The organism is Skermanella mucosa, assembly GCF_016765655.2.
Lineage (GTDB): Bacteria > Pseudomonadota > Alphaproteobacteria > Azospirillales > Azospirillaceae > Skermanella > Skermanella mucosa.
The window spans coordinates 4,248,177-4,263,950 of record NZ_CP086106.1 but is presented as its reverse complement, the minus strand read 5'-3'; the positions used below and the strand labels follow the sequence as shown (position 1 = coordinate 4,263,950).

Genomic DNA, 15,774 nt, shown 5'->3' with positions numbered 1-15,774 from the left:
TTGGAGTATCAAGGCGCGTGTCGATCATCATTGCACCATTTCGGATGGGACAAACCGACCCCGGAATCGTCATCAAGGTCGGTTATGAGTTTTCCATCGAGGTGGCCCGGCCGACCACGGTCCTGCTCCTGCTGAACGTCCACCCCGACCGCGAACGCAGCCTGCTGAAGCGCGACGTGGTCGAGACCTTTCCGGCGGCCCCGGTGGAGGAGTTCCGCGACGGCTACGGCAACCGCTGCACCCGCTCCGTGGTCCAGCCCGGCGTCACCACCTTCCGCTCCATCGGCCTGGTGCGGGACACCGGCCTGCCGGACCTGAGGCACGTCGGCGCGCGCCAGCACGGCATCGACCACCTGCCGCCCGAGGTGCTGCCCTTCCTGTTCGGCAGCCGCTACTGCGAGACCGACCTGCTGTCCGGCGCCGCCTGGGACCTGTTCGGCGCCGTGCCCGAGGGGTGGGACCGGGTGCAGGCGGTCTGCGACTGGGTGAGCGGCGCGGTCGAGTTCGGCTACCGGCACGCTCGCAACACCCGGACCGCGCTGGAGACCTTCGACGAGCGGAAGGGCGTGTGCCGCGACTTCGCCCACCTGTCCATCGCGCTGTGCCGCGCGCTCAACATCCCGGCCCGGTTCGTCAACGGCTACCTGGGCGACATCGGGATCGAGGCGCTGCCGTTCCCGATGGATTTCAACGCCTGGTTCGAGGTCTACCTGGATGGAGGCTGGCACATGTTCGACGCCCGCCACAACGAACCGCGGATCGGCCGCATCCCGATCGCGAAGGGCCGGGACGCGGCGGATGTCGCGATGATTACGACCTTCGGACCCCATATCCTCAAGAGTTTCCTTGTCTGGACGGAGCAGGTCGCCTGATATCCCACGCGGGTGGCATGATGACATGTTTGCGTCCGGCATGTTGTTGCTGGACGCGGAACGGCATCATTCTTTGATCGAGGGGCGCTCGGCCCTGGGGAGGACCGATATGACCCAAAGCTATGACGTCGTCGTCGTGGGAACCGGCGTCGCCGGGACGGCCGTCGCGAAGGGGTGCAGGGCGGCGGGTCTCGACGTCGCGATCGTCGACGAACTTCCCTATGGCGGAACATGCCAGCTCCGGGGCTGCGACCCCAAGAAGGTGCTGCGCGCGGCGGCCGAGCCCGTGGCGGCCATGGCGCAGCTCGCCGATGTCGGCATCTTCGGCGCGCCGGCGGTGCCGGACTGGCATGCGATGATGGCGTTCAAGCGGCGCTTCACCGATCCCGTCACGCCGTCCAAGGAAGCCTCGCTGGGGGATGCCGGCATCGCCAGGCTGCACGGCACCGCGCGCTTCGTCGCTCCCGACGCCATGGCGGTCGGCGACACCGTGCTGAGGGCGGGCCACTTCGTGCTGGCGGCGGGCTCGAAGCCGGCCGACCTGCCGATCGAGGGTGCCGGCCTGCTGCTCCACAGCGACGGGTTCCTGGATCTGGAACGGCTGCCCCGCCGCATCGTCCTGGTCGGCGGCGGCTACATCGCGATGGAGTTCGCCCATCTCGCCATGCGGGCCGGCGCGGAGGTCACGATCCTCCAGCGGGGCGAGCGGTTGCTGGCCGGATTCGATCCCGACCTCGTGGACCTTCTGGTCGAACGCACCCACGACCTGCCGGTGGACATCCGCGTCGGGACCGCCGTCACGGCGGTGGAGCGGACCGGCGACGGTTACCGCGTCCACGCGGACCAGGAAGGGCGGACCCTCCGGTTCGATGCCGACCTGGTCGTCCACGCCGCGGGACGGGTGCCGAACCTGGACGGGCTGGACCTGGAGGCCGGGAACGTCGCCGCGGGCAAGCGCGGGGTGGAGGTCGACGGCCATCTGCGCAGCACGACCAACCCGCGCGTCTTCGCGGCGGGCGATGCGGCGCCGACCGGCATGCCGCTGACACCCAAGGCCAGCCACGATGCCGGGGTGGTGGTCGCCAACCTGACCGGCCGGGACGCCACTTCGGTGAACTACGACGGGATGCCGAGCGTCGTCTTCTCCCTGCCGCCGCTGGCGTCGGTCGGCCTGCAGGAGGAGGAGGCGGCGCGCCGGGGGCTGCGTTTCCGGGTCAACCACGCCGTCACCGGCGGCTGGTTCAGCTCGCGCCGGCTGAACGAGCCATGCTCGGGCCACAAGGTCCTGATCGAGGAGGACAGCGGCAGGATCCTGGGCGCCCATCTGGTCGGCCCCCACGCCGACGAGGTGATCAATCTGTTCGCGCTGGCGATCCGCCACGGGATCGCCGCCGACCGGCTGGCGGAGACGCCCTTCGCGTACCCCACCGGCGGGTCCGACGTCAGTTCCATGGTCTAGCGGCCGCGGTATCGATCGCTCCGCATCCTGTTCCAATGTCCTAAACCGAAATATATATCTAAATTTAGTTTAATATCAAAACGTTTCCACTGTACTGTTTCCTCCATCGATTGGAGGAGCGGGTTCGATGGCGCGCGGTATCGACGACGAGGCGGCGGTGGCGGAGGCTTACGCCAATGCGCGAAGCCTCAGGGCCGATGACGCGACCGCCACCGAACTGGCGCGCCAGTGCTATGACGACCTGTTTCCCGGCGTGCCCGAAGACCGGGCCGCGGCGGAGGTCGAACGGATCGTCAAGCCCGTGCGCGATGCGGTGGATGCCGGCCGCTCCTGGTGGGCGGGCGGCTGATCCGAAGCGGTCAGATCGACGAACCCTCGCCTTCCTCATCCGCCGGGGGGATCGCGACCAGGACCTTGTCGACCCGGCGGCCGTCCATGTCGACCACCTCGAACCGGCTGCCGCGCCAGGCGAAATGCTCGCCGGCGCTGGGCACGTGCCCCAGTTCGGCCATGACGAACCCGGCCAGCGTGTGGAAATCGCGGTCGCCGCGCAGGCCGCGCAGGCCCAGCCGGTGCTCGACCTCGTCGATCGGCAGCATGCCGTCCACCAGCCAGGTCCCGTCCTCCCGGCGTACCACCCCGGCGTCGCCCTCGCCCGCCTCGGGGAACTCGCCGGCGATGGTTTCCAGGATGTCGGTGGCGGTGGCGATGCCCTCGACCGAACCGTACTCGTCGACCACGATCGCCATGTGCAGGCCGGTCTGCTTGAACAGCTCCAGCACCCGCAGCACCTGGGTGCCGTCGTGGATGATCAGGGGCTTGTTCAAGGTGGCCTGGAGGTCGAGCGGCCGGCCGGTCAGGATCTGGTCGAGCAGGTCCTTGGTGTTGACGATGCCGACGATCTCGTCCAGGTCGCCGCGGCTGACGGGGAACCGAGACCGGCCGCTCTCGGCGATCTCCCGCCGGATCGTCTCGGGATCGTCGTCGATGTCGAGCCAGTGGACGTCGGGGCGCGGCGTCATGATCGTCCGTACGCTCCGGTCGGCCAGCCGCAGCACGCCCTCGATCATCTCGCGCTCGGCCGGGTCGAACACGCCGGTGCGGGCACCCTCGGCGATCATCGACTTGACCTCCTCCTCGGTCACCTCCGACTGCTTCACCTGGTTGAGGCGGAGCAGGCGGAGAACCAGGTTGGTCGAGACGCCGAGCAGCCAGACCAGCGGCGCCCCGAGCGTCGCGATGAAGCCCATGGGCCGGGCAACCAGGGCGGCGATCCGCTCGGCGTTGACCAGCGCTATGCGCTTGGGCACCAGTTCGCCGATGATCAGCGACAGGTACGTGATGAAGGCGACCACCACGGCGAACGAGACGCCGTCCGCATAGGGCTCGACCGCCGGGATGCGGCGCAGCTCCACCGCCAGGTATTCCGCCAGGGTGGCGCCGCCATAGGCGCCCGCGAGGATGCCGATCAGGGTGATGCCGACCTGGACCGTGGACAGGAACTTGGCCGGATCGTCCACCAGGCGCATCGCCGCCCGGGCTCCCCGGTTGCCGTCCTCGGCCATCTGCTGAAGTCTTGCCCGCCGGGCGGATACCACGGCCAATTCGGACATGGCGAAGAAGCCGTTCAGCAGGATCAGCAGAACGACCACGATCAGTTCCCAGGCGAACATGAACTCCTCGGTTTGAAATTTCGCTGCGGGACGTTAACACAGCGGAAGGAGCGTCAGGTAAGGCCGATTGCCGGAACCTCCGGATGTGGCTAGATTTGATCCGCGCCTATATGCCCCGACCGCTCCGCGGCGCGTCTATCGAAAGTTCAACCGTTGCCTGATTCGACGTTCGTCCCCTCCGTCTGTCCACATGACTGCCCCAGCACCTGCGCGCTGGAAGTGGAGCGGGTCGCCCCGAACCGCATCGGGCGGGTGCGCGGCGCTCCGGACAACAGCTATACGGACGGCGTCATCTGCGCCAAGGTCTCCCGCTATGCCGAGCGGGTCCACCATCCCGACCGCCTGACCAGGCCGCTCCAGCGGGTGGGTGCCAAGGGCGAAGGGAAGTGGCGGGAGATCCCGTTCGACGCGGCGCTCGACATCGTGGCGGAGCGGTTCGCGGGCGTCGCCCGCGAGCACGGCCCCGAAGCCGTCTGGCCCTACTATTACGCCGGCACCATGGGCCATGTTCAGCGCGACGGCATCGAGCGGTTGCGCAACGTCATGGGCTATTCGCGCCAGGCGACGACGATCTGCACGGCGCTGGCCGACGCCGGCTGGCTGGCCGGCAACGGGGTGAAACGCGGCGCCGACCCGCGCGAGATGGCCCTGTCCGACCTGATCGTGGTCTGGGGCGGCAATCCCGTGGCGACCCAGGTCAACGTCATGAGCTGGATCTCGCGCGCCCGGAAGGAGCGCGGCGCCAAGCTGGTCGTCGTCGATCCCTACCGGACCGGGACGGCGGAGCGCGCCGACCTGCACTTGGCGCCGCGCCCCGGCACCGACGGCGCGCTCGCCTGCGCGGTCATGCACGTGCTGTTCAGGGAAGGATACGCCGACCGGGACTACATGGCGCGCTACGCCGACGTGCCGGACGAGCTGGAGCGGCATCTGGCGACCCGTACGCCGGCCTGGGCGGCCGGGATCACCGGGCTGGACGAGGAGGCGATCGTCGGGTTCGCGCGGCTCTACGGCTCGACCAGGCGAAGCTTCCTGCGGCTCGGCTACGGCTTCTCGCGCAGCCGCAACGGCTCCGCCCAGATGCACGCGGTGAGCTGCCTGCCGGTCGTCACCGGCGCCTGGGCCCACGAGGGCGGCGGGGCGCTCTACAGCAATTCGGCGATCTACCGCCTGGACAAGACGCTGATCGAGGGGCGCGACCGCCTGGACCCCAAGGTCCGCGTGCTCGACATGTCGAGGATCGGGCCGGTGCTGGTCGGGGAACGGGACGCGCTGGGCGCCGGGCCGCAGGTCCACGCGATGCTGATCCAGAACACCAACCCCGCGACGGTGGCGCCCGAAAGCGAGAAGGTGCGGGCCGGGCTGCTGCGCGATGACCTGTTCGTCTGCGTCCACGAGCAGTTCATGACCGACACGGCCCGGCTGGCGGACATCGTCCTGCCGGCCACCATGATGCTGGAGCACGACGACCTCTATACCGCGGGCGGCCAGATGCATCTCCAGGTCGGGACCAGGCAGATCGATCCGCCCGGCGAGTGCCGGGAGAACCACGAGGTCATCCGCGGCCTCGCCAGGCGGCTGGGGGCGGAGCATCCCGGCTTCGGGATGAGCGCGTGGGAACTGGTCGACGCCACCCTGAAGGCGTCCGGCTGGCCCGACGCCGCGACGTTGCGCGACAAGCGCTGGCACGACTGCATCGCCGAGACCGACAGCCACTTCTCCCAGGGGTTCGGCACGCCGGACCGGCGGTTCCATTTCAAGCCGGACTGGTCGCGCGTCGGGCCGAACCACGCCGACATGCCGGCGCTGCCCGACCATTTCGACGTGATCGAGTCCGCGACGGACGAGCATCCCTACCGGCTGGTCGCCCCGCCGGCCCGCCAGTTCCTGAACAGCAGCTTCACCGAGACGCCGAGCGCCAGGAAGCGCGAGGGTCGGCCGACCGCCCTGGTCCATCCGGAGGACTGCGCCAGGCTGGGGCTGGCCGACGGCGGGCTGGTCCGGATCGGCAACCGGCGCGGCAGCGTGCTGGTCCATGTCAGGCCGTTCGACGGGCTCCAGGCCGGGGTGGTCGTGGTCGAGGGGATCTGGCCGAACGACTGCTTCGTGGAGGGCAGGGGAATCAACGTGCTGACCGGCGCCGATCCGGGACGGCCGCTCGGCGGGGCGGTATTCCACGACACGGCGGTCTGGCTGCGGGCGGGGTGACCGTCCAGGCCCGGATCTCCACCCGCTCCACCGAAAAAGTGGGCTCTGGAAAGAGGACGAATCCGGTTCCATCTCAGTTGATGGAATGCACGCCCTCGGTTTCCCATCGACAGGAGATACGGGCCGCCATGGCAGACGACGACAAGACACTGCCGACCACCAAGTCCACCCAGTCCGACGTGGATGCCTTCCTGCGAAAGGTGGCGGCGACGCCGAACCTCAAGCAGGCCGGCCGGCGCGGCCGCCTGATGTTCGCCATGGATGCGACCGCCAGCCGGCAGCCGTCCTGGGACAGGGCATGCCAGATCCAGGCCGAGATGTTCGAGGCGACGGCGGCGCTCGGCGGCCTGGACGTGCAGCTCGTGTTCTACCGCGGCTTTCGCCAGTGCCAGGCGAGCCCCTGGGTCGGCAACGCCAAGGACCTGCTGAAGCGGATGACGTCGGTCACCTGCCTGGGCGGCCAGACCCAGATCGACCGCGTGCTGAACCACGCCCTGAAGGAGAGCCGGCGCGAGAAGGTGGACGCCGTCGTGTTCGTCGGCGACTGCATGGAGGAGGATGTCGACAAGCTCTGCCACCATGCCGGCGAGCTGGGGCTGCTGGGCGTTCCGGTCTTCATGTTCCATGAGGGCGGCGAACCGATCGCCCGGCGCGCCTTCGAGCAGATCGCCCGGCTCAGCGGCGGCGCCTATTGCCCGTTCGACGCCTCCAGCGCCCAGCAGCTCAAGGAACTGCTCAGCGCGGTGGCGGTATTCGCCGCCGGCGGCCGGCCGGCGCTGGCCGACTACAGCCGGGGCAAGGGGGAGATGGTGCGCCTGCTTTCCCATCAGGTCGGCAACAGGTAGGGACGCGAAGCCCCGATGTTCCCGCTGTTCCTGCTCGGCATAGCACTTCTCGTGGGCTTCTACCTGCTGGCGCAGGCCTTCGTGAACGCGGACCCGAAGAGTCTCGCCCGGGGCGTGAAATACACCACGATCGGCGTCACGTTGGTCGTGGTGGTCTTCCTGGCGATCACCGGGCGGCTCGGCACCGCGATGGCGGTTGCCGCCTTCGTCCTGCCGATGGTGCTTCGCTGGCGCGCCCTGGTGAACCGCGTGAAGGCCGCGGCCGGTCCCAGCGAGGGGCAGAGCTCCACCATCGAAACCTCGTTCCTGCGGATGCGGCTCGACCATGACAGCGGCCGGATGAACGGGGAGGTGCTGCGCGGCCGGTTCCAGGGCAGGGCTCTTGACGACCTCGGGCTGGCCGAACTGCTGGACCTGCTCCGGGAATGCCGGGACGGCGACTCGCAGTCCGCAGCGATCCTCGAAGCCTATCTCGACAGGACGAGGGAAGAGGACTGGCGTGCCGACGCTTCAGGCGCCGGGGAACACGGAGGCGGGTCTGCGGGTTCACGCAGCACTGGCGGCGCGATGACGCGCGAGGAAGCCTATGAGGTATTAGGCCTTCAGCCCGGCGCAAGCGAGGGCGAAATAAAGGATGCCCACAGAAGACTTATGCTGAAGATGCACCCCGATCAGGGCGGGTCGACATATCTCGCGGCCAAGATCAATCAGGCCAAAGATCTGCTCTTACGCTCGTAAAGCGTGGGTTGCGCCGCAGCACACGCTTGTGGCAGAAAATTCAAGTCGTAAAGTGCCGCTTCGGGTTCTTCCCATCATTCCACGCGTAGCGAAAAGAGACACCCATGCGTAAAGCAGTGCGTAAAGCGGTTTTCCCGGTTGCCGGACTGGGCACCCGGTTCCTGCCGGCGACCAAGGCCATCCCCAAGGAGATGCTGCCCCTGGTCGACAAGCCGCTGATCCAGCACGCCGTCGAGGAAGCTCGCGCCGCCGGCATCGAAGACATCATCTTCGTGACCAGCCAGGGCAAATCGGCGATCGAAGACCATTTCGACATCAACGGCGACCTGAACAAGGTCCTCGAGACCCGCGGCAAGCTCGATGCGCTCGACGCCGTCCGGTCGACCGAGATCGGCTCCGGCAAGCTTTTCTATACCCGCCAGCAGCAGCCGCTCGGCCTGGGCCATGCGGTCTGGTGCGCGCGCAAGCTGGTCGGCGACGAACCCTTCGCGGTCCTGCTCCCCGACGACGTCGTGCTGGCCGGCACCCCCTGCCTCAAGCAGATGGTCGAGGCCTATGACGACGTCGGCGGCAACATCGTCGCCGTCGTGGACGTGCCGCGCGAACATACGAACCGCTACGGCATCCTGGACGTGGCGTCCGACGACGGCCGGCTGGCCGCGGTGAAGGGCCTTGTCGAGAAGCCGAAGCCCGACGTCGCGCCCTCCACCCTGTCGATCATCGGCCGCTACATCCTCCAGCCGGAAGTCTTCGGCCATCTGGACCGCCAGGAGCGCGGCGCCGGCAACGAAATCCAGCTCACCGACAGCATGGCGCGCCTGATCGGGAACCAGCCGTTCCACGGCCTGCGGTTCGAGGGCACCCGGTACGATTGCGGCGACCGCGTCGGCTTCCTGGAGGCCAACCTGGCGTTCGCGCTGGAGCGTCCCGACATCGGGCACCTGGTCCGCGAAGCCATCGCCAAGCTGATCTGATCCGGTATATACCCGGTCACCCAGGTGATCCGGCCGCTCCGCGGCCGGCATTCACCCGGCATTCACGTTGAAATATTGAGATAGAGGGCACGGCCCATGCGTATCGCAATGATCGGAACCGGCTATGTCGGCTTGGTTTCGGGCGCCTGTTTTTCCGAGTTCGGCGTCAACGTCGTGTGCGTCGACAAGGACGCTGGCAAGATCGACCGGCTGAACCGCGGCGAAATTCCGATCTACGAACCGGGCCTCGACGATCTGGTCGCGAAGAACGTCAAGGCCGGACGCCTGTCCTTCAGCCTGGACCTGGCGGGTTCGGTCGCCGATGCCGACGCGGTGTTCATCGCCGTCGGGACGCCGTCCCGCCGGGGCGACGGCCACGCCGACCTCAGCTACGTCTATGCCGCCGCCGAGGAGATCGCCCGCGGCATCAACGACTACACGGTGATCGTGACCAAGTCGACCGTGCCGGTCGGCACCGGCCGCGAGGTCGCGCGCATCATCCGCAAGACCCGTCCCGACGTCGATTTCGGAGTGGCTTCCAACCCCGAGTTCCTGCGGGAAGGATCCGCCATCGGCGACTTCCTGCGCCCGGACCGGGTCGTCATCGGGACCGACAGCGACCGCGCCCGCGCGGTGATGCGCGCCCTGTATCGGCCGCTCTACCTGATCGAGACGCCGATCGTCATGACCAGCCTGGAGACCGCCGAGCTGATCAAGTACGCGGCGAACACCTTCCTGGCGACCAAGATCACCTTCATCAACGAGATCGCCGACCTGTGCGAGAAGGTCGGGGCCGACGTCCACGACGTCGCCAAGGGCATCGGGCTGGACGGCAGGATCGGCAAGAAGTTTCTGCACCCCGGCCCCGGTTACGGCGGCTCATGCTTCCCGAAGGACACCCTGGCCCTGGTCCGCACCGCCCAGGACTACGGCTCGCCGCTGCGGATCGTCGAGACGGTGGTGGACATCAACACCAAGCGCAAGCAATCCATGGCCGACCGGATCGTCGAGGCCTGCGGCGGCGACGTGGACGGCAAGACCATCGCGGTGCTCGGCGTCACCTTCAAGCCGAACACCGACGACATGCGCGACAGCCCGTCGCTGGACATCGTCCCGGCCCTGCAGGAGAAGGGCGCCGTGATCCGGGCCTTCGATCCGGCCGGCCGGCACGAGGCCGAGAAGCTGCTGCCCGGCGTCCAATGGTGCGGCGACGCTTACGAGACCCTGGAGGGGGCTTCGGCCGTGGCACTCCTCACGGAGTGGAACGAGTTCCGCGTGCTAGACCTGAAGCGCGTGCGGGAGTTGATGAAAACTCCGGTTATGGTGGACCTTCGCAATGTCTACAATCCGGATGACATGGAAATGGCCGGGTTCGCCTATACCTGCGTCGGGCGCCCCTCGCGTTTCCGCATCAACAATCGCGAACTGCGCGAGAAGGTCCTCGAGTCATGAGTGAAACGCACAAGTTCCACGGTACCGTCCTGCGCGAGTACGATATCCGCGGTATCGTCGGCAAGACCCTGACCGCCGCCGATGCCCGCGCGATCGGGCGCAGCTTCGGCACCGTGGTGGTCAGGGGCGGCGGCGACCGGGTCTGCGTCGGCTATGACGGCCGGCTCAGCTCCGTGGAACTGGAGGCGGCCCTGGTCGAGGGGCTGGTCTCGACCGGCCTGCATGTCGAGCGGATCGGCCTCGGCCCGACCCCGATGCTCTATTTCGCGGTCCGCGACCGCGAGGCCTCGGCCGGCGTGATGATCACCGGGTCGCACAATCCGCCTGATTACAACGGCTTCAAGATGATGATGGGCAAGGCCCCGGTCTACGGCCAGGCCATCCTGGAGCTGGGTGAGATCGCGGCCAAGGGCGACTATGCCGTGGGCGAGGGCAGGGCGGAGAAGATCGACGTCCGCGACGCCTATGTCGAGCGCCTGCTGAAGGACTATGACGGCGCCCGCGACCTGACCGTCGCCTGGGATGCCGGCAACGGCGCCGCCGGCGAGATCCTGAAGCGGCTCACGGCCAAGCTGCCGGGCAAGCACATCCTGCTGTTCGAGGACATCGACGGCAACTTCCCGAACCACCACCCGGACCCGACCATGCCGGAGAACCTGGTGGACCTCCAGCAGGCGGTGGCGCAGCACAAGTGCGACCTGGGCATCGCCTTCGACGGCGACGGCGACCGGATCGGCGCGGTCGATGCCGGCGGCCGGATCGTCTGGGGCGACCAGCTCGTCGCGATCTACGCGTCCGAGGTGCTGAAGACCCATCCCGGCGGCACCATCATCGCCGACGTCAAGGCCAGCCAGACCCTGTTCGACGAGATCGAGCGGCTGGGCGGCAAGCCGCTGATGTGGAAGACCGGCCATTCCCTGCTCAAGGCCAAGATGGCCGAGACGGGCTCGCCGCTGGCCGGCGAGATGAGCGGGCATATCTTCTTCGCCGACAAATGGTATGGCTTCGACGACGCGCTCTATTGCGGCATCCGCTTGGTCGCTCTGGTCGCCAAGTCGGATAAGACGCTGGCCGAGCTCCGGGACGTGCTGCCGGAGGTTTTCAACACGCCGGAAGTCCGCTTCCAGACCGACGAGGAGCGCAAGTTCGCCGTCGTGAAGGAGGTCAAGGCGCGACTTGCGGCGAGCGGGGCGACGGTCAACGACATCGACGGCGTCCGGGTCAACACCGAGGACGGCTGGTGGCTGCTGCGGGCGTCCAACACCCAGGACGTGCTGGTCGCCCGCTGCGAAGCCTTCAGCCCCGAGGGGCTGGAGCGCCTCAAGGCCCTGCTGGTCGAGCAACTCGGCGCCAGCGGCATCTCGGCGCCCGCGGACTTCTGATCTTCCGAAGTTTGCCGTATCCTGTAGGTCGGGTAGAGCGAAGCGGCACCCGACATCAACGCACCGGCTTTGTCGGATGCCGCTTCGCTCTATCCGACCTACGGTGATCAAGGACCATCGCCATGCCGGACACCCTCTTCAGCCGGACCCTTCCCATAGCGCTTAACCGGTTCGACCCGGCCTCCAAGCCCACCGGCCTGGTCATCGTCGACGAGGTCCACGGGTTCTGCACGGTCGGGTGCGGCCCGCTCGCTCCGGCCGCCCCCAATGCCCAGGTCGCCCGGATGGTGGCCGAGACCGTCGGGCTGGCACGCCGGTTCGAGTCGGAGGGTTGGCCGACCCTGGCCTTCCTCGACACCCACATCCCGGGCAAGCCCGAGCCGCCCTATCCGCCGCATTGCGAGATCGGTACCGGCCAGGAGAACCTTGTGGGCGAGCTGGAATGGCTTGTCGATTCGCCCACCGCCACGCTGATCCGGAAGGACTGCATCAATGGGTTCGTCGGCGCGATCGAGCAGGACGGCCGCAACCGCCTGCTGGACTGGATCACGGGCAACCGGCTGAAGGCGGTGCTGGCGGTCGGCATCTGCACCGACATCTGCGTGATGGATTTCGTGCTCACCCTGCTGTCGGCGCGGAACCACGGCATGGCCGGTGACCTGGAGGACATCGTGGTCTACGAGCCCGGATGCGCCACCTACGACCTTCCCCTGGCCGTCGCCCGGGACCTGGGCCTGCCCGACACGGCGGCCCATCCCCAGGCCGAAACCCACCATATGGGCCTGTACGCCATGGCCTCGCGCGGCGCCGTGCTTGCGGGTGAGCTGGCCTAGGTTCGGTTCGGAGCGTGTGTGGCCGGTCGGGCTGTGTCGCGGCAAAGGGAATGCTGAGCCAGCCTCGTCGAACCCGCCTGCTGCGCGCCGTTCCCGGTTCAGGTGTCGAGACCCCAAAGGTCCGGGTTTCGTTTGAAATACTCGGTCATCATGTCGGTGAGCACCCGTATTTTCCGGGCGGGGTGCTGGCCCGGAGGACGGACGACATAGGCGGCCGCCGGGGGTGGTGGATAGCCCGTCATGATCGGCACGAGTGCGCCCGAGGCGACGTGGTCGTACGTGATGCAATCGGGAAGCCAGGCGATCCCCAGCCCCGCAACGGCGGCGGCGGCAAGCGCAGTCGCGTTGTCCGCTTTGAAGCTGCCCTGCGGCTGAACCGTGATGATCCTGTCGCCATCCGTGAATTGCCAGGTTTCGGTCTCCTGCATGAGCGCCGGGTGGTTGAGCACTTGTTCGGGTGTCTCAGGAGCGCCGTGCAACTTGATGTAAGCCGGGCTTGCCAGAAGCTTTCCGAAGATCGGCCCGACGCGCTTCGCGATCAGGTTGGAGTCCTGAAGATAGCCGACCCGGATGGCGCAATCGAAGCCCTCCGCGATGAGATCGACGAACCGGTCGCTGTAGGATGAATGGATGTGCAGCCGCGGATGGCGTTTTGCCATTTCCGCGACCACGGGTGCGAAATGGGTCGGCCCGAAGGAAAACGGCATGGCGATGCGCAGGCGGCCGCGCAGATCGCCATCGGGAAGAATCGCCTCTCTTGCCGTGTCCATCTCGGCGCTGGCCCGGGCCGCATGGTCCCGAAACGTGACGCCGGCTTCCGTCAGGGCGGCACCGCGGGTCGTCCGTGCGAGAAGCTGGATGCCGAGTTCTGCTTCTATCCGAAAGAGCCGCCGACTCACGACCGATTTGGAAACTCCGAGCCGGCGCGCGGCGGCGGATACCCCGCCGGCATCGGCGACGGCAACGAATGTCTGCAGATCTTCGAAGTCCACTTCGGCGTTCCCCGTATCGCGACACAGCTTCCCCGACCATGGCACTATCGCATCGCCGGAGGGAACGGCTAATTGCGGGCGGGCAGTCGCTCCAGGCGGATGTCTCCCGCAAACCCGATGCCGTTCGATCGGCAGGAAAGGACGTCGCAATGACTTTTCGAAATGGCCTTGGGTCGCTTCTTCGTCCCGAAGACTCGGTCCTCGTTCTGATCGACCACCAGCCCTACCAGCTTGCAAACGTGAACAGCCACGAGCCGCAGATGGTGGTCAACAATACGACGGCGCTGGCGAAGGCCGCCAAAGCCTTCGGCGTACCCACGATCCTGACAAGCGTGATCGCCGAAAGGGGCGGCCTGATCTTCCCTCAGATCACTGACGTGTTCCCCGGCCAGGAGGTGATCGATCGGACGTTCATCAACACCTGGGAGGACAGGAAAGTCGTGGACGCGGTCAGGGCTACCGGCCGCAAGCAACTTATCATCGCCGGCCTCTGGACCGAGATCTGCGTCGCGATGCCGGCGATCCAGGCTCTTGGCGAGGGTTGGGACGTGACGGTCGTCACCGATGCATCCGGAGGTGTTTCGGTCGAAGCCCACGAGGTCGCGATCCGACGCATGATCGCGGCCGGCGCGAACATGATGACCTGGCTGGCGGTGGCTTCGGAATGGCAGCGTGACTGGGCCCGCACGGAGCATGCCGCCGAGCTTTCGGAGGTGCTCGTGCAGCATGCCGCCGGAAGCGGCATCGCTTTCCTGTGGGAACAGCAACTGCTCAACACGCCGGTGCCAAGCAACGCGGGCTGACCAAGCGCGGAAGAGCGAGCGCGCGGCTGACGCATCCCGTAGCGGATTGCGTCAGGTCCGGATCATGACGCCGCCCGGCAATGCCGAAGCGACGGCATGGGGTTTCGGATCCAGCGCACGGCACCGTCGGCGGACAGGCGCCCCGGGAGGCGCTCACAGCCCCTGGGGCGCCACCATGATGCAGTCGTCGCCGGCCCGCTCCAGGCTGGCGCAGACGTTCCGCGCGGTGGTTTCGTCCAGGCCCATCAGGCGGGCGCGGAACAGCCGGCCGTTGCCCGTCGTCACCTGGATCATCTGCGGATAGGCCTGGGCGAGCAGCGAGGGCAGGCGGCGGCTCACCGTGTCGAGCGCCTTGCGGCCCGCACCGGCATCGCTGAAGGCGCCGACCTGCACGCCCCAGACGGCGGTCTCCGCCGCGACCGCGCTGCCGGCCGCGCCGAGCGGCGGGCTCAAGGTGGCGGCCAGGGTCGCGAGGTCGGAACTTTCGACGATCTCCTCCAGACTGGCGACCTTCACGTCGCCGCCGGCGATGTCCGGCTTGCGGTCCGGCGTTGCGGGCGCGCGGAGCGAGGCCACCAGCGGCGGCGGCGTGCGCGGCGTGGCGAAGCCCTGGTCGAGCAGCTCGGCCAGATGGGCGTCGCGCCATGCCGGCGTGTCGCCCCCCATCACCACCGCGATCAGGCGCCGGCCCTGGCGCACCGCCGATGCGGCGAGATTGAAGCCGGACGCCCGGATATAGCCGGTCTTCAGCCCGTCCATGCCCTGGTAGGCGCCCATCAGGCGGTTATGGTTGGGGTGTTCCACGCCGCGGTAGGTGAAGCTGGCCCGGCTGAAATAGGGGTAGTATTTCGGATAGTCGCGGATCAGCGCCGAGGCCAGGGTGGCAAGGTCGCGCGCGGTCGAGACCTGCCGCGCGTCCGGCAAGCCGTGCGGGTTGCGGAAAGTTGTCCGCGACATGCCGAGCCGGCGCGCCTTCCGGGTCATCATTGTGGCGAAGCGGCTTTCGGAACCGCCGATCCCCTCGGCCAGGACCATCGAGGCGTCGTTCGCCGACTTGGTCACCAGCGCCAGGATCGCATGCTCGACCTTGATCCGCTGGCCCGCCCGGAGACCCAGCTTGGTCGGCGGCTGAGACGCCGCCTTGCGGGACACCGTCAGGGTCTGCCCGAGCTTGATGCGCTTCTTCTCCAGCGCCTCGAAGGTCAGGTAGAGGGTCATCATCTTGGTCAGCGACGCCGGGTATTTGGGATCGTCGGCATTGGCCCGGTACAGGACCTCCCCGTTGCCGGTATCGATCACGATGGAGGCGTATTTCGATTGCGCCAGCGCCGGGTCCGCCAGGGGGCCGGTGAGAAACGACAGGGCCAACACGAGCAGGATGAGAAAGCCCGGTCGGCGGGACGGAATTGACACGGCGGAGCCCCCGATACACCTTCTGAACAAATCTTTCGCACGATGGTAAGTTCGTGCTGAATCAATGTCTACCGTCCTTTCGTTACAGAAGCGCGTCGGCGGTATCCCGGGCTTCATACCTAAAGTATGA

General features: G+C 67.6%; 14 protein-coding genes. 11 read left to right on the top strand and 3 right to left on the bottom strand.

Annotated features, from left to right (window positions below; all coding sequences use genetic code 11):
• Positions 1 to 44 precede the first annotated feature (44 nt).
• From JL100_RS19800 to JL100_RS19790, 3 genes are all read left to right on the top strand, one after another.
• Complete coding sequence (locus JL100_RS19800) at positions 45 to 872, top strand: transglutaminase-like domain-containing protein (protein ID WP_211113006.1); 828 nt, start codon at positions 45 to 47, stop codon at positions 870 to 872.
• Positions 873 to 981: 109 nt separating this feature from the next.
• Positions 982 to 2,331, top strand: a complete 1,350-nt coding sequence (locus JL100_RS19795) for a dihydrolipoyl dehydrogenase family protein (protein ID WP_202679331.1) — start codon at positions 982 to 984, stop codon at positions 2,329 to 2,331.
• Positions 2,332 to 2,458: 127 nt separating this feature from the next.
• Positions 2,459 to 2,680 carry a hypothetical protein gene (locus JL100_RS19790; protein ID WP_202679330.1) on the top strand — a complete coding sequence of 74 codons (222 nt, stop codon included), beginning with the start codon at positions 2,459 to 2,461 and terminating at the stop codon, positions 2,678 to 2,680.
• A 10-nt stretch (positions 2,681 to 2,690) separates the two neighbouring features.
• Here JL100_RS19790 and JL100_RS19785 read toward each other — a convergent pair whose 3' ends face one another.
• The gene (locus JL100_RS19785; RefSeq protein ID WP_202679329.1) at positions 2,691 to 4,004 is read right to left on the bottom strand and encodes a hemolysin family protein; all 1,314 of its coding nucleotides are present in this window, start codon (positions 4,002 to 4,004) and stop codon (positions 2,691 to 2,693) included.
• 153 nt (positions 4,005 to 4,157) lie between these two features.
• Here JL100_RS19785 and JL100_RS19780 point away from each other — a divergent pair, with 153 nt between their 5' ends.
• The 7 genes from JL100_RS19780 (at position 4,158) to JL100_RS19750 (ending at position 12,436) form a co-directional block, all read left to right on the top strand.
• Positions 4,158 to 6,212 carry a molybdopterin-containing oxidoreductase family protein gene (locus JL100_RS19780; RefSeq protein WP_202679328.1) on the top strand — a complete coding sequence of 685 codons (2,055 nt, stop codon included), beginning with the start codon at positions 4,158 to 4,160 and terminating at the stop codon, positions 6,210 to 6,212.
• Between the two features lie 128 nt (positions 6,213 to 6,340).
• Complete coding sequence (locus JL100_RS19775) at positions 6,341 to 7,057, top strand: vWA domain-containing protein (protein WP_202679327.1); 717 nt, start codon at positions 6,341 to 6,343, stop codon at positions 7,055 to 7,057.
• A 15-nt stretch (positions 7,058 to 7,072) separates the two neighbouring features.
• Entirely contained in the window at positions 7,073 to 7,795 is a 723-nt protein-coding gene (locus tag JL100_RS19770; RefSeq protein WP_228420800.1) for a DnaJ domain-containing protein, read from the top strand.
• A gap of 104 nt (positions 7,796 to 7,899) precedes the next feature.
• A complete protein-coding gene (gene galU / locus JL100_RS19765; protein WP_202679326.1) occupies positions 7,900 to 8,769 on the top strand; it encodes a UTP--glucose-1-phosphate uridylyltransferase GalU in 870 nt (289 codons plus the stop codon).
• Between the two features lie 96 nt (positions 8,770 to 8,865).
• Positions 8,866 to 10,221, top strand: a complete 1,356-nt coding sequence (locus tag JL100_RS19760; RefSeq protein WP_202679325.1) for a UDP-glucose dehydrogenase family protein — start codon at positions 8,866 to 8,868, stop codon at positions 10,219 to 10,221.
• The gene (gene pgmG / locus JL100_RS19755) at positions 10,218 to 11,603 is read left to right on the top strand and encodes a phosphoglucomutase/phosphomannomutase PgmG (RefSeq protein WP_202679324.1); all 1,386 of its coding nucleotides are present in this window, start codon (positions 10,218 to 10,220) and stop codon (positions 11,601 to 11,603) included. Before JL100_RS19760 ends, pgmG begins: the two co-directional genes overlap by 4 nt.
• 122 nt (positions 11,604 to 11,725) lie before the next feature.
• Positions 11,726 to 12,436 carry an isochorismatase family protein gene (locus JL100_RS19750; RefSeq protein ID WP_202679323.1) on the top strand — a complete coding sequence of 237 codons (711 nt, stop codon included), beginning with the start codon at positions 11,726 to 11,728 and terminating at the stop codon, positions 12,434 to 12,436.
• A 98-nt stretch (positions 12,437 to 12,534) separates the two neighbouring features.
• On the opposite strand, the gene JL100_RS19745 is transcribed toward JL100_RS19750, so the two are convergent.
• Positions 12,535 to 13,428 (bottom strand): LysR family transcriptional regulator, encoded by an 894-nt coding sequence (locus JL100_RS19745; RefSeq protein ID WP_202679322.1) that lies wholly within the window; start codon positions 13,426 to 13,428, stop codon positions 12,535 to 12,537.
• 38 nt (positions 13,429 to 13,466) lie between these two features.
• Here JL100_RS19745 and JL100_RS19740 point away from each other — a divergent pair, with 38 nt between their 5' ends.
• Complete coding sequence (locus tag JL100_RS19740; RefSeq protein ID WP_228420799.1) at positions 13,467 to 14,231, top strand: hydrolase; 765 nt, start codon at positions 13,467 to 13,469, stop codon at positions 14,229 to 14,231.
• A gap of 153 nt (positions 14,232 to 14,384) precedes the next feature.
• Here the strand turns inward: JL100_RS19740 and JL100_RS19735 are convergent, their stop codons facing one another.
• Positions 14,385 to 15,644, bottom strand: a complete 1,260-nt coding sequence (locus tag JL100_RS19735; protein ID WP_202679321.1) for a D-alanyl-D-alanine carboxypeptidase family protein — start codon at positions 15,642 to 15,644, stop codon at positions 14,385 to 14,387.
• Between the last annotated feature and the right edge of the window lie 130 nt (positions 15,645 to 15,774).

Bases quoted from the DNA above. Each gene is read 5' to 3' on its own strand.
- JL100_RS19795 (WP_202679331.1), top strand. From the start codon at position 982: ATGACCCAAAGCTATGACGTCGTCGTCGTGGGAACCGGCGTCGCCGGG.
- JL100_RS19740 (WP_228420799.1), top strand. From the start codon at position 13,467: ATGGCACTATCGCATCGCCGGAGGGAACGGCTAATTGCGGGCGGGCAG.
- pgmG (WP_202679324.1), top strand. From the start codon at position 10,218: ATGAGTGAAACGCACAAGTTCCACGGTACCGTCCTGCGCGAGTACGAT.
- galU (WP_202679326.1), top strand. From the start codon at position 7,900: ATGCGTAAAGCAGTGCGTAAAGCGGTTTTCCCGGTTGCCGGACTGGGC.
- JL100_RS19760 (WP_202679325.1), top strand. From the start codon at position 8,866: ATGCGTATCGCAATGATCGGAACCGGCTATGTCGGCTTGGTTTCGGGC.
- JL100_RS19800 (WP_211113006.1), top strand. From the start codon at position 45: ATGGGACAAACCGACCCCGGAATCGTCATCAAGGTCGGTTATGAGTTT.
- JL100_RS19750 (WP_202679323.1), top strand. From the start codon at position 11,726: ATGCCGGACACCCTCTTCAGCCGGACCCTTCCCATAGCGCTTAACCGG.
- JL100_RS19785 (WP_202679329.1), bottom strand. From the start codon at position 4,004: ATGTTCGCCTGGGAACTGATCGTGGTCGTTCTGCTGATCCTGCTGAAC.
- JL100_RS19770 (WP_228420800.1), top strand. From the start codon at position 7,073: ATGTTCCCGCTGTTCCTGCTCGGCATAGCACTTCTCGTGGGCTTCTAC.
- JL100_RS19775 (WP_202679327.1), top strand. From the start codon at position 6,341: ATGGCAGACGACGACAAGACACTGCCGACCACCAAGTCCACCCAGTCC.
- JL100_RS19790 (WP_202679330.1), top strand. From the start codon at position 2,459: ATGGCGCGCGGTATCGACGACGAGGCGGCGGTGGCGGAGGCTTACGCC.